The 16682-nt window shown below is 70.1% G+C and carries 15 protein-coding genes and 1 tRNA gene; 10 read left to right on the top strand and 6 right to left on the bottom strand.

What is annotated here, in order from left to right:
- Window positions 1-351 precede the first annotated feature (351 nt).
- The 3 genes from ACQEV1_RS45780 to ACQEV1_RS45770 all read right to left on the bottom strand — a co-directional run bounded on the left by ACQEV1_RS45780 (window position 352) and on the right by ACQEV1_RS45770 (window position 3575).
- Window positions 352-2148 (bottom strand): prolyl oligopeptidase family serine peptidase, encoded by a 1797-nt coding sequence (locus ACQEV1_RS45780; RefSeq protein ID WP_433403538.1) that lies wholly within the window; start codon window positions 2146-2148, stop codon window positions 352-354.
- 45 nt (window positions 2149-2193) lie between these two features.
- Window positions 2194-2805, bottom strand: a complete 612-nt coding sequence (locus tag ACQEV1_RS45775; protein ID WP_433403536.1) for a LuxR C-terminal-related transcriptional regulator — start codon at window positions 2803-2805, stop codon at window positions 2194-2196.
- A gap of 698 nt (window positions 2806-3503) precedes the next feature.
- Window positions 3504-3575: transfer RNA gene (locus tag ACQEV1_RS45770), tRNA-Arg, on the bottom strand.
- Between the two features lie 210 nt (window positions 3576-3785).
- Here ACQEV1_RS45770 and ACQEV1_RS45765 point away from each other — a divergent pair.
- The 8 genes from ACQEV1_RS45765 (at window position 3786) to ACQEV1_RS45730 (ending at window position 13722) form a co-directional block, all read left to right on the top strand.
- The gene (locus ACQEV1_RS45765) at window positions 3786-4175 is read left to right on the top strand and encodes a response regulator transcription factor (RefSeq protein ID WP_285579612.1); all 390 of its coding nucleotides are present in this window, start codon (window positions 3786-3788) and stop codon (window positions 4173-4175) included.
- Between the two features lie 37 nt (window positions 4176-4212).
- The gene (locus tag ACQEV1_RS45760; RefSeq protein WP_433403532.1) at window positions 4213-4971 is read left to right on the top strand and encodes a DALR anticodon-binding domain-containing protein; all 759 of its coding nucleotides are present in this window, start codon (window positions 4213-4215) and stop codon (window positions 4969-4971) included.
- Window positions 4972-4987: 16 nt separating this feature from the next.
- Window positions 4988-6367: a diaminopimelate decarboxylase gene (lysA, locus tag ACQEV1_RS45755; RefSeq protein WP_433403530.1), complete on the top strand. Its 1380-nt coding sequence runs from the start codon at window positions 4988-4990 to the stop codon at window positions 6365-6367.
- Complete coding sequence (locus tag ACQEV1_RS45750) at window positions 6364-7665, top strand: homoserine dehydrogenase (protein WP_285626389.1); 1302 nt, start codon at window positions 6364-6366, stop codon at window positions 7663-7665. The genes lysA and ACQEV1_RS45750 overlap by 4 nt, the downstream gene beginning before the upstream one ends.
- A 280-nt stretch (window positions 7666-7945) precedes the next feature.
- Window positions 7946-8986, top strand: coding sequence for a threonine synthase (gene thrC, locus ACQEV1_RS45745; protein ID WP_433403527.1), 1041 nt, complete (start codon window positions 7946-7948; stop codon window positions 8984-8986).
- Entirely contained in the window at window positions 8983-9882 is a 900-nt protein-coding gene (thrB, locus tag ACQEV1_RS45740; protein ID WP_433403524.1) for a homoserine kinase, read from the top strand. The genes thrC and thrB overlap by 4 nt, the downstream gene beginning before the upstream one ends.
- 363 nt (window positions 9883-10245) lie before the next feature.
- The gene (gene rho / locus ACQEV1_RS45735) at window positions 10246-12201 is read left to right on the top strand and encodes a transcription termination factor Rho (protein ID WP_433403521.1); all 1956 of its coding nucleotides are present in this window, start codon (window positions 10246-10248) and stop codon (window positions 12199-12201) included.
- A gap of 219 nt (window positions 12202-12420) precedes the next feature.
- Window positions 12421-13722 carry a sensor histidine kinase gene (locus ACQEV1_RS45730; protein ID WP_433403519.1) on the top strand — a complete coding sequence of 434 codons (1302 nt, stop codon included), beginning with the start codon at window positions 12421-12423 and terminating at the stop codon, window positions 13720-13722.
- A 42-nt stretch (window positions 13723-13764) separates the two neighbouring features.
- Here the strand turns inward: ACQEV1_RS45730 and ACQEV1_RS45725 are convergent, their stop codons facing one another.
- The gene (locus ACQEV1_RS45725; RefSeq protein ID WP_433403516.1) at window positions 13765-14196 is read right to left on the bottom strand and encodes a PPOX class F420-dependent oxidoreductase; all 432 of its coding nucleotides are present in this window, start codon (window positions 14194-14196) and stop codon (window positions 13765-13767) included.
- The gene (locus tag ACQEV1_RS45720) at window positions 14193-14786 is read right to left on the bottom strand and encodes a dihydrofolate reductase family protein (RefSeq protein WP_433403513.1); all 594 of its coding nucleotides are present in this window, start codon (window positions 14784-14786) and stop codon (window positions 14193-14195) included. The genes ACQEV1_RS45725 and ACQEV1_RS45720 overlap by 4 nt, the downstream gene beginning before the upstream one ends.
- A 91-nt stretch (window positions 14787-14877) precedes the next feature.
- Between ACQEV1_RS45720 and ACQEV1_RS45715 the strand changes: the two genes are divergently transcribed.
- Both ACQEV1_RS45715 and ACQEV1_RS45710 read left to right on the top strand, forming a co-directional pair.
- A complete protein-coding gene (locus ACQEV1_RS45715; RefSeq protein WP_285626398.1) occupies window positions 14878-15333 on the top strand; it encodes a winged helix-turn-helix transcriptional regulator in 456 nt (151 codons plus the stop codon).
- A gap of 34 nt (window positions 15334-15367) precedes the next feature.
- A complete protein-coding gene (locus ACQEV1_RS45710) occupies window positions 15368-16015 on the top strand; it encodes a response regulator transcription factor (protein ID WP_285579626.1) in 648 nt (215 codons plus the stop codon).
- 15 nt (window positions 16016-16030) lie between these two features.
- Here ACQEV1_RS45710 and ACQEV1_RS45705 read toward each other — a convergent pair whose 3' ends face one another.
- Window positions 16031-16678, bottom strand: a complete 648-nt coding sequence (locus ACQEV1_RS45705) for a LuxR C-terminal-related transcriptional regulator (RefSeq protein WP_285579627.1) — start codon at window positions 16676-16678, stop codon at window positions 16031-16033.
- Window positions 16679-16682 lie beyond the last annotated feature (4 nt).

The following is a 16682-nucleotide window of genomic DNA, read 5'->3' as shown; positions in this document are numbered from 1 at the left end:
AATTACTCTGAAAGTTCGTCGGCCCTGCAGGCAGCCCATTCACAGCAACTCGATGCTGTTGTCCGGATCATGATCGCTGATGCACTGAAGACCGCAGGCAACCAGGGACCCTGGCACCCATTTACCAGTGCCCTGAGGCCGGGACGTTTCCATTCACACGCACTCTCAGGTCGAGTGCCGGCATTGTGGCCTGGAGAATCCGAGGTTCGTTCTGCTGTGCAGCCTCGCTGGCTCCAGATGTGAATGACCAGCCGAAGAGCGAACCACCTTCGGTTTGGCGTGGGTGTGCCAGCGGAGCGCCGGTGATCAGCTCATCTCAGTCGCTCTTGGGACCGGGCTTGTGTCGGTGCTTCAGGGCTCTGGGTTGAGGCGGCTGATGAGGAAGTCACCGACCTGTTTGTAGGCCGCGATCTCGTTGTCGCGGTTGGTGAAGCCGTGGCCTTCGTCCTCGTAGACGATATAGCGCACATCGACGTCACGACCGCGGAGCTTGTCGACGATTTGGTCGGCCTCGTCTTTGGGGACGCGGGGGTCGTGGGCGCCCTGGACGACGAGCAGGGGAGCAGTGAGCTGGTCGACGTAGGTGATGGGGGAGCGTTCGGTCAGAAGCTGTGCGTCGGCGACGGGGTCGCCGAGGACGATGTTGACGAAGGCTCGCCAGGTGGGTGGGCAGGCGGCGGCGAGGGTTACCAGGTTGGATGGGCCGTACAGCGATACTCCGGCGGTCCAGAGGTCGGGTAGCTGGGTCAGGCAGGAGAGCGCGCCGAATCCGCCGTACGACGCGCCTGCCACGGCGAGACGGTCGGAGTCGGTCCATCTCAGGGAGGAGACGTAGGCCGCGGCATCTTCGAAGTCGCGGAGGTCGACGCCGCCCCAGTCTCGATAGATCAGGGTGCGGAAGGTGACTCCGTACCCGGTCGAGCCGGCGGCGTTGGGGGCGTAGATGGCGATTCCCTGGTTCAGCAGGTACTGGTAGAGGCCCGATCGTTCGTAGGTGAAGCGCTCCTGGGCCTCGGGGCCGCCGTGGATCCACATGACGACGGGGAACGGGCCCTCGCCGTGCGGGCGGTACAGCAGGCCGTGTACGTCTCGGCCGTCTCGTGCGGTGAAGGTGACCGTCTGTGGTTCGACGGGCTCGATGACGGCCAGCGCGGGTGGGCGGCTTTCGGTGAGGTAGGTGAGGTCGCCGCCGGCCAGGTCGAGGACGGCGATCTCGGCCGGTCGCGTCGCGGTCTCGAGGTGCAGGGCGGCGATCGTTCCGTCGCTGGAGAGTTCGATCGCGTTGATGACGCCTGGCGGGAGTGGCGGCTGCGTCGGTGCGTTGTCGCCTCGTCGGACGTTGAGGACCGATCGGCCGTTGTCGTTGACGATCCACAGCAGCGTTTCGTCGGCCTCCCGTACGGTCTCGATGTCCCAGTCGGCGGTGACGGCAGGCTGCAGGCTCTGGTCATCCAGTGAGTAGCGAGCGCCGGCGATGAACTCGCCCCAGACCGTGGTGAGCAGGTAGAAGGCGCGCGAGTCCGCGGTCCAGCCGACCGGATCGAAGTGGGCACTCCCATCCGTCACCTTCACCGGGTCCGCGTCCGGCTTTGCGAGGTCGACGAGATAGCAGTCGGAGTCGATGTTGGAGTTGAAGCCCTCCACCACCAGCCATCGGCCGTCCGGAGAGATGCGACCGGCTTGGTAGGAGGCCTTCCCGACGGGGATGTGGCGGTGTTCCTGGCCGTCGTGGAGGTCGCGGATGATGAGGTCCTGGACGGTCTCGTCGCGGTCGTTCGCGGCGTAGATCAGGTAGCGGCCGTTCGGGTCGTACGGGTCGGCGGCGAGTCGGTACTGGCGGTCGTCGGCCGCGGAGAGCTTCTCGGGTGTGCCGCCGTCGGCCGGGATTCGGTAGAGCTGGTACTGCTCGTCGCCGTCGCGGTCGGCCGTGAAGACGAGGGACCGGCCGTTGGGCGCCCACGCGATCTGCCGTACGGCCTGGTCGGGGAACTCCACGAGACAACGAGGTTCCCCTCCTCGTACGGGAGCGATCCACAGCCCGTAGTGGCTGGAGACGTTGCTGGAGTAGGCGACCTTGGTGGCGTCAGGCGAGAGAGCGACGCCTGGCTGGAAGCGGGCTTTGGGGACGAAGGCTGTCAGGTCGAGCATCACTGTCCCGGGGGTACGGCGCGCCGGACCGGCCGGTGCGCGGGGTCACTGAATCCAGCCGCGGCGCATGGCGGCCACGACGATGGCGATGCGTGTGTCGACTGCGAGACGTTTCTTCAGGTTGGCGAGCCGGCGTTGCACGGTCGGCAGGCTCACCTTCAATCGGTTCGCGATGGCCTCATCGGTCAGTCCCTGGGCGAGCAGGGGAAGGATGCGCTCTTCGACCGGGGGCAGTCCCGTGCTCGACTCCGGTCGCGTGTCCACGGGCATCGCGCGCTCCCACAGCAGCTCGAAGTACTCGCGAAGCGCACCCGCGACGACCGCCGAGCGAATGACCATCGCGCCCTCCATCCCGGTGGGCGTGAGCGGCAGCATGGCAACCGACTCGTCGGCGAGCTTCAACTTCATGCTGATCCGGGGAAGAAGGCGTGCCTCCTCGCCGTGTCGTATCGCCTCCTCGACGGTGCGCCTTCCGATGGTGTTGTCCAACAGGGAGGCCTCATAGGTCGCCCGGCATCGCAGGCTCCGCTCGAACGCCGGCGGCGGGCTGTAGCCGGTGGCTTCGTCCAGTGGTGTCTCAAGACGAGGGTTCTCCAGGCTCATCCAGTCGTCCTGGGCGATGTTGACCAGCGCGTGCGACAGGCGCGTGATCTCCACGCGATCCGTGACGATCTCAACCAGCCTGTGGCGGAACTCGCCAGATCACGGGTGGTCATCGGCGTTACCGTCCAAGCGACATCCGCAAAGTCCTCGCCAGTGAAGCCTCGGACTAAGAAGAAACGGTACGGCTGTATGAGCAGGGATGAAGCGTCCGCCAGGTCGCCGATCGGTTCGAGCACAGTTCGGAGCCATGCGCCAGATCCTGATGAGCCGGGTGAGGCTGCGGAACCGCGGCAGGCAGACGGTTGATGGTCCTGACCTCTAGGGAAGGACACTCAGCCGAGATCCTGCAACAGGTCTACGCGCACCGCCTCGACAGAAACGACGAATGATGGTTCGAGAAGATCGACGCCGCTTCGGTCGGCCGTCTCAAGAGATGGCGGGATACGCCGGGGCCCTCGCCTTAGGTGCTGCTCCGGAAGATGCCCCGTATTCGAATACGCGCATAGTACGCGGTTGCTGACAACGAGCCGCCTCGGACGGCATACGTCTGCACATGTACAAAGCCCCAGCAATCAACGTCTCCGCTGGTGACAAGGCGTGTCCTCACTCGTTGAGGAAGGACTGAGCGCGCGGCTGGTCAACGGAGTCTGTGAAAGGAAGAAACCATCTTCCGGCAGCAACCCGTGGGGGGCGTGGGGGGCGGAGCCCCTCACAGCGGGGGTTCCAGGGGGTCGCCCCCCTGGGTCAAACGGCGCCCCCTGCAGGATTCGAACCTGCGCACCCGGCTCCGGAGGCCGGTGCTCTATCCCCTGAGCTAAGGGGGCTCAGGACGCCTAGAGATTATCAGTATCTCGGCACCGCTCGCGCCGGTCCCGGGTGTCGGACGCCCGTACCGGCGGTTCGGCGGAGGGGGCGTTGGCTACGCGGTGGTTTCGGTCGGTCGTCCCCCCGATAACGATGATGCCGCACGTTGTCGTTCTCCGCGTGTCCGGGGCCGTGAACCCGCTAGCTTGGCGGCCGTGACCCTTGGACGCGTGCTGGTCGTCGATGACGACGAGGTGATCCGGCAGCTCATCGCCGTGAACCTTCAACTGGAGGGGTTCGAGGTGGCGACGGCTGTCGACGGTCAGGACTGTTTGGATAAGGTGCGCGAGGTCGATCCCGATGTGATCACGCTCGACATCATGATGCCCCGGCTCGACGGCTGGGTCACCGCGGTGAAGCTCCGTGAGGATCCCGGCACGCGGGGCATCAGGGTCGTGATGATCACGGCGCGGGCGCAGGAGCATGACATTCGCCGGGGGCACGAGATCGGGGTGGACGCCTATGTCACCAAGCCGTTCGATCCCTCGGAACTTATCCGTACCGTCCGGGAGCTGGCCGGTGCCGGGCCCAGCCCGGACGACGCGAGCGACGCCGGATGAGGTCTCGTCCACATGCTGGTCAGATAGTCTCGTACGCGTGACCCCGGGTAGCCTCGCGCACGTGAACCCGGGTGAGTTGAGCAGTGCCGTCATCGACGCCGTACGTGACGCGGTGGCCGATGGCGACATAAGCGTGCCCATTCCGCAGATGGCGCCGGTCGAGGCGACCGCCACGGGGGACTACGCCACGCCGCTTCCGCTGCGTCTCGCCAGGGCGGCGGGGCGGTCCGCGCCCGAGGTGGCGGCGATCCTCGCCAAGCGTCTCGCCAAGCGGCCCGGGGTCCGTACCGCCAGGACGACCGGCCCCGGTTTCCTCACCATCACCATGGACACGCCGCTCACCGCCCGGATCGATGAGTCGTACGGCCTGATGGCCGTCCCGCCGGCCGAGCTGTGGCCTACACGGCCGCTGACGTTCGACAACCCCGGCTTCCGCGTCCGGTTCGCGTACGCGCGTGCCTGCGGGGTGCGGCGGCACGCCGCCGACCTGGGGATGCGCGAGACGGACGGGCCGCTGGACGATCCTCGTGAGCGGCTGCTGATCGGGCTCCTCGCGGACTTTCCCGGCCGGGCGGAGCAGGCGGCGCGGCAGAACGACCCGCGCCCCTTCACCCGGCACCTCGAACGGATCGCCGACGCCTACCACGACGTCCACGAGCAGTGCCCGGCGCTGCCCAGGGGCGACGAGTCCGTCGACATACGGCACACCGCGCGGCTGGGTCTGGCCCGTGCCGCGCGGATCGTGCTGGGAAACGGCCTGCGGATGCTCGGCGAGATGCCGGAAGACCGCCTGTGAGCGTTACGGAGAGATCATGAGTCGAGTGCACCCGGCCGGTCCCCGCCATGCCGACGTGCTGCCGGAGGACCACCCGCTGCCCCCGCCGCGCGACCTCAACGCGCTCGCGGCCGGTGTCTGGCCGCGCAACGCCCGGCGTGACGACGGCGCCCTGACGATCGGCGGGGTGGACGTCCGCGATCTCGCGGGGGAGTACGGCACGCCGCTCTACGTCTACGACGAAGAGGACTTCCGGTCGCGGTGCCGGGAGTTCGCCGGCGCCTTCAGCGACGGCGACGTCTACTACGCGGGCAAGGCCTTCCTGAGCACGGAGATCGCCCGCTGGGTGGCCGAGGAGGGCCTGGGCCTGGACGTCTGTACGGGCGGGGAGCTCGCGGTCGCGCTGCACGCCGGGTTCCCGGTCGAGCGCATCACGTTCCACGGCAACAACAAGTCCACCCCTGAGCTCACGCGTGCGCTCGAGGTGGGAGTGGGCCACATCGTGCTCGACTCCTTCGAGGAGATCGCGCGGCTGGGCTACCTCGCCGCGGAGAGGCGCGTACGGGCCAAGGTGATGATCCGCGTCACCACGGGGGTCGAGGCGCACACGCACGAGTTCATCGCCACCGCGCACGACGACCAGAAGTTCGGGTTCGCCCGGGAGACGGCGCTGGAGGCGGCCCGGCGCGTCCACGACATCGACTCCCTGGAGCTCGTCGGCCTGCACTCCCACATCGGCTCGCAGATCTTCGACACCGACGGCTTCGAGCTGGCCGCCCACCGCGTGGTGGACCTGCTGGTCGCGATCCGCGACGAGCACGGCGTCGAACTCCCCGAGCTGGACCTCGGCGGCGGTTACGGCATCGCCTACCTGGAGGGCGACGACCCGCTCGACCCCAAGCACATCGCCGACAACCTGCGCGGCATCATCACCCGTAACTGCCGCGAGCGGGGCCTGACGGTGCCGCGTCTGACCGTGGAGCCGGGCCGTACGATCGCCGGGCCGGGCGGCATCACGCTGTACGAGGTCGGCACGGTCAAGCCGCTCGACGGGCTCCGCACGTACGTCTCGGTGGACGGCGGCATGAGCGACAACATCCGCACGGCGCTGTACGGCGCGGAGTACACCAGCGTGCTCGCCTCGCGGCATTCCGACGCGGCGCCGATGCTCAGCCGCATGGTCGGCAAGCACTGCGAGAGCGGCGACATGGTCGTGCGCGACCTGTGGCTGCCGGCGGACCTCGTTCCCGGCGACCTCGTCGCGGTGGCGGCCACCGGCGCGTACTGCCGCTCGCTCGCCAACAACTACAACCACGTGCCGAAGCCGGCGGTCGCGGCCGTGCGCGCCGGACGTTCCCGGCTCATCCTCCGCCGCGAGACCGAGGATGATCTGTTGCGCCTGGAGGTTTCGCCGTGACGGCTCTGAGAGTGGCGTTGCTGGGGTGCGGCACCGTCGGCACCGAGGTCGTGCGCCTGCTGCGCGAGCAGGCCGACGATCTCGCCGCCCGGGTCGGCGTCCCGCTGGAGCTGGCCGGGATCGCGGTGCGGCGGCTCGACAAGCGCCGTGAGGGCGTTCCGGCCGAGCTGCTCACCACCGACGCCATGGGCCTGGTGACCGGCGACGACGTGGACATCGTGGTGGAGGTGATCGGCGGGTTCGAGCCCGCGCGCGGGCTCCTCCTCGCCGCCATGAAGGCCGGAAAGTCGGTCGTCACGGCGAACAAGGCGCTGCTGGCCGAGGACGGCGCGACGCTGTTCGGTGCGGCGCGGGAGTACGGCGCCGACATCTACTACGAGGCGTCCGTCGCCGGGGCGATCCCGCTGCTGCGCCCGCTGCGCGAGTCGCTGGTCGGTGATCACGTCCACCGGGTCATGGGCATCGTCAACGGGACGACCAACTACATCCTCGACCAGATGGACACCTCCGGGGCCGGGTTCGCCGAGGCCCTGAACGAGGCGCAGGCGCTCGGCTACGCCGAGGCGGACCCGACGGCCGACGTCGAGGGCTTCGACGCGGCGGCCAAGGCCGCGATCCTGGCCCAGCTCGCCTTCCACACGCGCGTCACGGCCGCCGGTGTGCACCGGGAGGGCATCGCCGACGTGACCTCCGCCGACATCGCCAGCGCCAAGGCGATGGGCTGCGTGGTCAAACTTCTGGCCATCTGCGAGCGCGTGCCGTCGGAGGAGCACCGGGCCGGCCGCGGCGTCTCGGTCCGCGTGCACCCGGTGATGATCCCGCGCTCGCATCCGCTGGCGAGCGTCCGCGAGGCGTACAACGCCGTGTTCGTGGAGGCCGAGTCGGCCGGTTCGCTGATGTTCTACGGCGCGGGCGCCGGCGGGGCGCCGACCGCGAGCGCCGTGCTCGGCGACATCGTCGCGGTCGCCCGCAACCGCGTGTACGGCGCGCGCGGGCCGGCGGAGTCGACCTACGCCGAACTGCCGGTGCTCCCGATGGCCGACACGGTGACCCGCTACCACGTGGCGCTGGACGTGGCCGACCGCTCCGGCGTGCTCGCCCGGGTCGCCGACGCGTTCGCCGAGAAGGACGTGTCGATCCAGGCCGTACGCCAGGAGGGGCACGGCGATGAGGCGCAGCTCGTGATCGTCACCCATCGAGCGCCCGACGGCGCCCTGTCGGCCACCATCGAGCGCCTGCGCGACCTGGAGATCGTCCGCGCGGTCGCCAGCGTGATGCGCGTCGAGGGCGACGACTGAACACACGATGGCCGAGAGCGGGGCGGCACCGGTTCCGGCGTGCGCTCGATGACGGTTCGATCTTTCCGTTCCGCACGAACGGCCCGTACGCCCGGTCGTAGCTCCAGCGCACGCGGCCACACACGATGGCCAGTGGGGCGGAGGCGGCGACACGCCCGGGGACGCAGGGGACACAATGATGAATATCCCCCCTTGATCCCAGCATCTGGAACGACGTGAGACGCGCGGCCCGTCGCCCGTAGACTCGGCGTACGGTCATCGCAGGTCAGGAGGGAACACCGTGACCAAGGCATGGCGGGGGATCATCGAGGAGTACCGTGATCGGCTCCCAGTGACGGTCGACACGCCCGTCATCACCCTGCTCGAGGGCGGCACGCCGCTGCTGCCCGCACCACGGCTGTCCCAGCTCACCGGCTGCGACGTCCATCTCAAGGTCGAGGGCGCCAACCCGACCGGCTCCTTCAAGGACCGGGGCATGACGGTGGCGATCAGCCGGGCGGCGCAGGACGGCGCCAAGGCGATCATCTGCGCCTCGACGGGCAACACCTCCGCCTCGGCCGCCGCGTACGCGGTGCGCGCCGGCATGGTGTGCGCGGTGCTGGTGCCCCAGGGCAAGATCGCGATGGGAAAGCTGGCCCAGGCGCTCGTGCACGGCGCCCGGCTCCTGCAGATCGACGGCAACTTCGACGACTGCCTGGAGCTCGCGCGCAAGCTGTCCGCCGACTACCCGGTCGCCCTGGTCAACTCGGTGAACCGCTACCGGCTCGAGGGGCAGAAGACCGCCGCGTTCGAGATCGTCGACACGCTCGGCGCCGCTCCCGACGTGCACTGCCTGCCCGTCGGCAACGCCGGGAACATCTCCGCGTACTGGATGGGATACCAGGAGTACGACGCGCGTCCGCGCATGCTGGGCTTCCAGGCCGCGGGCGCGGCGCCGATCGTGCGCGGTGAGCCCGTGCTGAAGCCGCAGACCATCGCCACCGCGATCCGCATCGGCCACCCCGCCTCGTGGGACCTCGCCGTACGCGCGCGCGACGAATCCGGCGGCGCGATCGAGGCCGTGACCGACCGGCAGATCCTCGCCGCCTACCGCCTGCTCGCCCGCGAGGAGGGCGTCTTCGTCGAGCCCGCGTCCGCGGCCAGCGTCGCCGGCCTGCTGCAGGCTCGCCAGGAGGAGCTCGTGTCCGCCGGTAGCCGGGTCGTCTGCACGGTCACCGGCAACGGCCTGAAGGACCCCGACTGGGCGATCTCCGGCGCGCCCGCGCCGATGACCGTGCCGGTCGACGCCCACGCCGCGGCCTCCGCGCTGGAACTCACGTGACGCAAGCCGTACGGGTCCGGGTGCCGGCCACCAGCGCCAACCTCGGACCCGGCTTCGACGCGCTCGGACTGGCCCTCGGGCTGTACGACGACGTCGAGGTCGAAGTGGCCGGATCCGGCCTGTCGATCGAGGTCAGCGGCGAGGGGGAGGAGACCGCCGGGCGCGGCGCCGACCATCTGGTCGCGCGCACGTTCCGCGCGGCGTACGACCGGCTCGGCGGCGAACCCACCGGGCTGCGGATCCGCTGTGTCAACCGCATCCCGCACGCGCGGGGGCTCGGCTCGTCGTCGGCGGCCACGATCGCCGGCATCCTCGCCGCGCGCGCCCTGCATCCCGCCGGGGAGAAGTTCACCGACGACGACGTCCTGGCGCTCGCGACGCGCATCGAGGGGCACCCCGACAATGTCGCGCCCTGCCTCGCCGGCGGCCTCACCATCGCCTGGGAGACCCGCGGGGGAGCCCGGATGACCAGGATGGATGTGTCCTCGCGCGTACGGCCGGTGGCGCTCGTACCCGACGTGCGGCTCGCCACCGAGCGCGCCCGCGGGCTGCTGCCCGACACGGTGCCGCACGCCGACGCCGCGGCGAACGCCGGCCGCGCGGCGCTGCTCGTCGCGGCGCTGACCGCGACGCCCGAGCTCCTCCTCGACGCGACCGAGGACCGGCTGCACCAGTCGTACCGCGCGCCCGCCATGCCCGAGTCGCTCGACCTGGTGAAGCGGCTGCGCGCGAACGGCGTGGCGGCGGTCGTCTCCGGCGCGGGCCCGACGGTCCTCGCGCTCGCCTTTCGCGACGGCGAAGTTGATTCAATCGGCGCCGAAGTGGGTACTTCGTGGCACATACACCCGCTGGATGTGGCCCCCCATGGCGCATGCGTTCAGCCGATTGATCAGTGACACGCGACATCGACCTCTGGGGAATAGCAGTGTGCCCAGGTGATGTTAGGCTAAGTGCCGCACCAGATGCCCCGCTCGGGGGCGTGGGCTCGTCGGCCACTCCGGCTTATGCCGGCCGCGTGACGCGGATGTGGTTCCCCGGCACCGAAACCGCTCGTCGTTCATTGTTTCGGCAAAGCTTCGGACGTAACGGGATCGGGGATCAGATCCGGCGACCTGCCTCCACCATCTGGCTGTGGCCAGAACTCTTCGCCGATCAACATCAGATCAGCAGAGCTCGACTGATCCGGCGCCCCCGCCGGCTCGCACTACCGGGTTGCCTGGCCGACGGCGGCCACACCCGCTCCCTGGGAAGGACCCTTAGTGAGCGAAACCACCGAACTCCTCACGGACGCAGCCACCACAGCGCCTGAGGCCACCCCTGCCGAGCAGACGGCTCCCGCTCCGCGGCGTCGCCGCAGCGGCACGGGCCTGTCGGCCATGGTGCTTCCCGAGCTGAAGGCGCTCGCCTCCAGCCTGGGCATCAGCGGCACGGGCGGCATGCGCAAGAGCCAGCTCATCGCTGCCATCCAGGAGAAGCAGGCGCAGAACGCCGGCGGCGGTGACCAGGCAACGGCGCCCAAGTCGGCGCCCAAGGACGAGGGCGAGGCCGCCAAGGCCGCCGCCCCGGCGAAGACGGCCCCCGCGGCCGAGACGGAGCGCGGCGAGTCCCAGCAGCCCCGGCGTGAGCGCGCGCCGCGGCGCGACGACGCCGCCCCGCAGCAGGGCCAGCAGCAGGAGATCAAGACCGACTCGGCGGAGTCCGAGGGCGGCCGCGACGGCGGGCGCGAGAGCGCCGGTCGTGACGGCGGCAACCGCGAAGGCCGCCAGCGGCAGCGCGGCAACCGCAACCGCGACGGCCAGCGTGATGGGCAGCGCGACGGCCAGCGTGAGGACAGCCGTGGCGGTCAGCGCGACGACAGCCGTGGCGGCCAGCGCGACGACAGCCGTGGCGGTCAGCGCGACGACAGCCGTGGCGGCCAGGAGGGCCGTGGTGGCAACCCGGGTCAGCGCGGCAACCAGGGCCAGCGGCAGAACGACGACGACGAGGACGGCGGCGGCCGGCGGCGGCGCGGCCGGTTCCGCGAGCGCAACCGCGGCCGCGGCGGCCGGGAGCGCTACGGCGACGCCGACCCGGTGATCAACGAGGACGACGTCCTGATCCCGGTTTCCGGCATCCTCGACATTCGCGACAATTACGCCTTCGTCCGCACCACCGGCTACCTTCCGGGCCCGCAGGACGTCTACGTCTCCCTCGCCCAGGTCCGCAAGTACGGCCTGCGCAAGGGCGACGTCATCACCGGCGCCGTCCGGCAGCCGCGCGAGGGCGAGCGGCGCGAGAAGTTCAACGCGCTGGTCCGCCTCGACACGGTCAACGGCATGGAGCCCGAGCAGGCCAAGGGCCGCGTCGACTTCTCCAAGCTCACCCCGCTGTACCCGCAGGAGCGGCTGCGCCTGGAGAACGACCCCGGCCAGCTGACCACGCGGATCATCGACCTCGTCAGCCCCATCGGCAAGGGCCAGCGCGGCCTGATCGTGTCGCCGCCGAAGGCCGGCAAGACGATGGTGCTGCAGGCGATCGCCAACGCGATCACCAAGAACAACCCCGAGTGCCACCTGATGGTCGTCCTCGTGGACGAGCGTCCCGAAGAGGTCACCGACATGCAGCGGTCGGTGAAGGGCGAGGTCATCCACTCGACCTTCGACCGGCCCGCCGACGACCACACGATGGTCGCGGAGCTGGCGATCGAGCGCGCCAAGCGCCTCGTCGAGCTCGGCCACGACGTCGTCGTGCTGCTCGACTCGATCACCCGCCTGGGCCGGGCGTACAACCTGGCCGCTCCGGCCAGCGGCCGCATCCTGTCCGGTGGTGTCGACTCGACGGCGCTGTACCCGCCGAAGCGGTTCTTCGGCGCCGCCCGCAACATCGAGAACGGCGGCTCGCTGACGATCCTCGCCACCGCGCTGGTCGAGACCGGCTCGCGCATGGACGAGGTGATCTTCGAGGAGTTCAAGGGCACCGGCAACATGGAGGTCCGGCTGCGCCGCGAGCTCGCCGACAAGCGGGTGTTCCCGGCGATCGACGTCGACGCCTCCAGCACCCGTAAGGAAGAGATCCTCATGTCCGCGGAGGAGCTGCGCATCGTCTGGCAGCTGCGCCGGGTGCTGCACGCCCTGGAGATGCAGCAGGCGCTGGAGCTCCTCCTCGAGAAGATGAAGGAGACCAAGTCGAACGCGGAGTTCCTGCTGCAGGTGCAGAAGACGACGCTGAACGACTAATCCCGGAGCGGCGAGCCGACGAGGCGAGCGCGACCGGCGAACCCGAGCGCGACCGTCGAAACGCAGAAGAACGCCCCGTGGCCTCGCGCCCGGGGCGTTCTTTCGTGTCGGGGGTGGGGATAGCCCCACCCCCATGAGGCTGGGACGCTCCATGGCACGCGGAGCTCCCGTCCGTGAGGCTGGGGCCGTACGGTGGATGCGGCGCGAAAGGGACCCGCGGTGAACAGCACGCTTGAGATGACACCCTCCCGGCGGCGGTCCGGCCCGCTGCGGCTGGCGGAGGAATCGCTGACCTGGCGGTCGGCCGCCTACCTGCTGCTGCACTTCCCGTTGGGACTGGCGTACTTCGTCGGTCTCACCGTGCTGCTGTCGGTTTCCGTCGGCACGGTGATCATCTGGGTGGGCGTGCTCGGGCTCGCCCTCGCCATGATCCTCTGGCGGGGCGCCGCGATGTTCGAGCGGCGCCTGGCGAAGGCGGCCTTCGGCGTCGACATCCCCGACCCGTACCGTCCGCTGCCGAAGGGCACCAATCTCTTCGCCAAGTGGAAGGCGATGGCCGTCGACCCGGCGACCTGGAAGGACCTGGTCTACCTGTTCCTGGTCTTCCCGCTCGGAGTCGTGGAGTTCGCCCTGTCGATCGGGATGTGGTGTGCCGCCCTCGCGCTCATCGCGATGCCGCTGACGATCAACTGGCAGGACGGCGGTTTCCTCTACCTCACCGTCGGCAGCCACGAGATCTGGTTCGACAACACCCTCACGACCCTGCCGGCGGTCCCGCTCGGCATCGCGCTGGCGTTCGTGGTCATGTACGTCGTGCGCGGCATCGGCTACGCCCACGGCGCGCTGGCGCGCTTCCTGCTCGGCCCGAACGAGACCCAGGCGCTGCGGGCCCGTACGGCCCAGCTTCAGGCCAGCCGGGCGCGGGGCGTCGACGCGGCGGAGGCGGAACGCCGCCGCATCGAGCGTGATCTGCACGACGGCGCCCAGCAGCAGCTCCTCGCCGTGGCGATGGACCTCGGCCGGGCCCGGGCCAAGCTGGAGACCGACCCGGCCGGCGCCCAGGAGCTGATCCAGCAGGCTCACGCTGGTGCCAAAGAGGCCATCGCCGAGCTGCGCAACCTCGCCCGCGGCATCTACCCCGCGATCCTCACCGACCGCGGTCTGGACGCCGCGATCTCCGCGGTCGCCGCCCGCGCCCAGGTGCCGGTGGCGGTCGAGGTGGACCTGCCCACCCGCCCGCCCGCGGCCGTCGAGAGCATCGCGTACTTCATCGTCTCCGAGGCCCTGACCAACGTCGCCAAGTACGCCCGCGCGACCCGCGCCGCGGTACGCATCACCCGCGACCAGAACTGGATCGTGGTAGAGGTGTCCGACAACGGCGTCGGCGGCGCGGAGGCCACCCCGGGGGGCGGCCTGGCGGGCCTGGCCGATCGCGCGGCCGGAATCGACGGCATCCTCACGGTCAACAGCCCTCCAGGCGGCCCCACCGTCATCCGGGCGGACCTCCCGGCGGTCTGGTAGCCGGTCCACCCGGACGCACGCGGGCATCGAGGACAAGGCGTCTCAACCCACGCTCTGGGTGTCGGGCTCGATGAGCGCGACGACGCGTTCCACGGTGCGTGTGTAGGGGCGGCCGATGTACTTCATCGCGATCCGGTCGACGATCTCCCAGGCCGCGTCGCCCTCGATCCACTCGACGACCCGGCCGCGGACGATCACCGGCTGGAACGGGTTGTCGGGCGGCGTCAGGGAGAGTGCGATCCGCGGGTCGCGCCGCAGGTTGCGGGCCTTGCGGGAGCCCGGCCCGGTGATGATGACGACGTGGTCGCCATGCGTGCCGATCCAGACCGGCACGGAGTGGGGAGCGCCGTCGGGCAGGACGCTGGCGAGGTGGGCGATCGGGCTGCCGTCGAGGACGCGGCGTACGTCGGTGTCGAGCATCGGGGTCATCTCCTGGTCATCGGGGTTCATCGGGTCGTCAGGGGAGTGGATCATCGCTCGACCGCGTAGTGGAGGTGAGTGACGCCCGGCGCCGGGACGGCCTCGATGAGGCGGAGCCGTACGTGCTCGGGGAGGGTCTGGAAGAAGGGCCGGCCGCCGCCGAGCAGGACCGGCACCTGGTGGAGGACCACCTCGTCGACGAGCCCCGCCTTCAGCGCCTCGGTCAGGACGCCGCCGCCCATGAGGCCGACGTCACCGTCGCCGGCGGCCTCGCGAGCCGCCGCGATCGCGTCCTCGATGCCGGTGGTGACCAGCGTCTGCCGCTCGGAGATCTCAGGAACGGGCCGGTGGCTCAGCACGACCAGGCGGGCGTTCGGGTGCGGGCTGCCGCCTCCGAAACCGTCGGAGTCGTCGTAGGTGTTGCGCCCCGCCACGATCGCGCCCACGCGTCCGGCGAAGGCGTCGAAGACCCGGGCGCTGGGCTCGCTCAGCTTGAATCCGTCGAACACCCGGCTGGGCGTGTCGCCGGCGAAGTACCAGTCGAAGAGCGTCGTGCCGTCGCCGAGCCCGCGCCCGGCGCCGGGGTCTCGGCCGGTGATGTAACCGTCGACCGACACCGCGTGGGCGCTGAGGACCTTGCTCATTTTCTCGATCCTTTCGGAGTTCCTTGAGGAGACGCCATGACCGTAGCAGCTCGAAGTTCCCTTAGGGAACCCTGATTGCTAAACTGATCCCATGCAACGCACGAACTTCGCGGAGATGGCGTGCTCGATCGCGCGCACGCTCGACGTCATCGGGGAGCCCTGGTCGCCGCTGGTCCTGCGCGACGTGTACGCCGGGGTCAGCCGGTTCGAGCAGATCCAGGCGGACCTCGGCATCTCGCGCAAGGTCCTGACCGAGCGGCTGAACCACCTCGTCGAGCAGGGCGTGCTCGAACGCCGGCCCTACGACCGGCGACCGCGGTACGAGTACGTCCTGACGGAGAAGGGCGCCGAACTCGTCGACCTGCTCATGGTCATGATCGGCTGGGGGGACAAGTGGCTCGCGGGCGAGGCCGGCCCGCCGGTCCTCTACCGGCACCACGCGTGCGGTGAGATCAGCAGCGTCGACCTGCGCTGCGCCCACTGCGGCGAGCCGATGCACGCGGGCGACGTCGACCTGCTGCCCGGCCCCGGTGCGGCGGCGACCTGAGGCCGCGCGCGGATCTCCTCTAAGCTTGGCGACCGTGCGGGTCGTGATCGCGGAAGACGCTGTGATGCTGCGCGAAGGCCTGATCCGCCTTCTCGCCGATGAGGGCATCGAGACGGTGGCCACCTCCGGCGACGGCGCCGGGCTCATGGCGCTCGTCGAGGAGCACCGGCCGGATCTCGTCATCGTCGACGTCCGCATGCCCCCGACGTTCACCGACGAAGGGCTGCGCGCCGCCCTGCAGGTGCGGGAGCGGGTGCCCGGCACGCCCATCCTCGTCTTCTCCCAGTACGTCGAGGAGCGCTACGCCACCGACCTGATCGGCGGCGGCGCCGAGGGCGTCGGTTACCTGCTGAAGGAGCGTGTCGCCGACGTCGCGGAGTTCCTCGGCGCGGTCAAGCGGGTCGCCGAGGGCGGCACGGTCATCGACCCCGAGGTCATCGCACAGCTCCTGGGCCGCCGGCGTCGCGGCGACCGGCTGGAGGCGCTGACGCCGCGGGAACGCGAGGTGCTCGGCCTCATGGCCGAGGGCCTGTCCAACGCGGCGATCGCCCGCAGGCTCGTCGTCACGGACGGCGCGGTGGAGAAGCACATCTCCAACATCTTCCTCAAGCTCGGCCTCCAGCACACCAACAGCACCCATCGCCGGGTGATGGCGGTGCTGGCCTTCCTCGGCCAGAGCTGACCGGCCGGTCCGGCTTCAGGAGCCGTTGAGGTAGGCCAGTACGGCGAGGACGCGGCGGTTGTCGTCGTCGGAAACCGGCAGGTCCAGCTTCAAGAAGATGTTCGACGTGTGCTTGGCGATGGCGCGCTCGGTCACCACGAGGCGCTGCGCGATCGCCTGGTTGGAGCGGCCCTCGGCCATCAGCGCGAGCACCTCGCGCTCGCGTGGCGTCAGGTCGCCCAGCGGCTCGTCGCGGGACTTGCGGACGAGGAGCTGGGAGATCACCTGGGGGTCCATCGCCGTGCCGCCGGAGGCCACCCGGCGTACCGCGTCGATGAACTGGTCGGCGTCGAACACCCGGTCCTTGAGCAGGTAGCCGATGCCGCCGCTGCCGTCGGCCAGCAGCTCGCGGGCGTACAGCTGCTCGACGTGCTGCGACAGCACCAGCACCGGCAGCCCGGGGATCTCGCGCCGGGCCTGGAGGGCGGCCTGCAGGCCCTCGTCGGTGAACGTCGGGGGGAGGCGTACGTCGACCACGGCCACGTCCGGCTTGATCGTGACCAGGGCCCGGTTCAGCTCGGGCCCGTTGTCGACCGCGGCCGCGATCTCGAAGTCGTACGCCTCGAGGAGCCGGACGAGGCCGTCCCGCAGCAGGAACAGATCCTCGGCGAGGACGACGCGCATCCCG

Source organism: Actinoallomurus sp. CA-142502, from assembly GCF_050936355.1.
Classification (GTDB): domain Bacteria; phylum Actinomycetota; class Actinomycetes; order Streptosporangiales; family Streptosporangiaceae; genus Actinoallomurus; species Actinoallomurus iriomotensis.
This window is presented reverse-complemented; position numbering and strand designations above follow the sequence as displayed.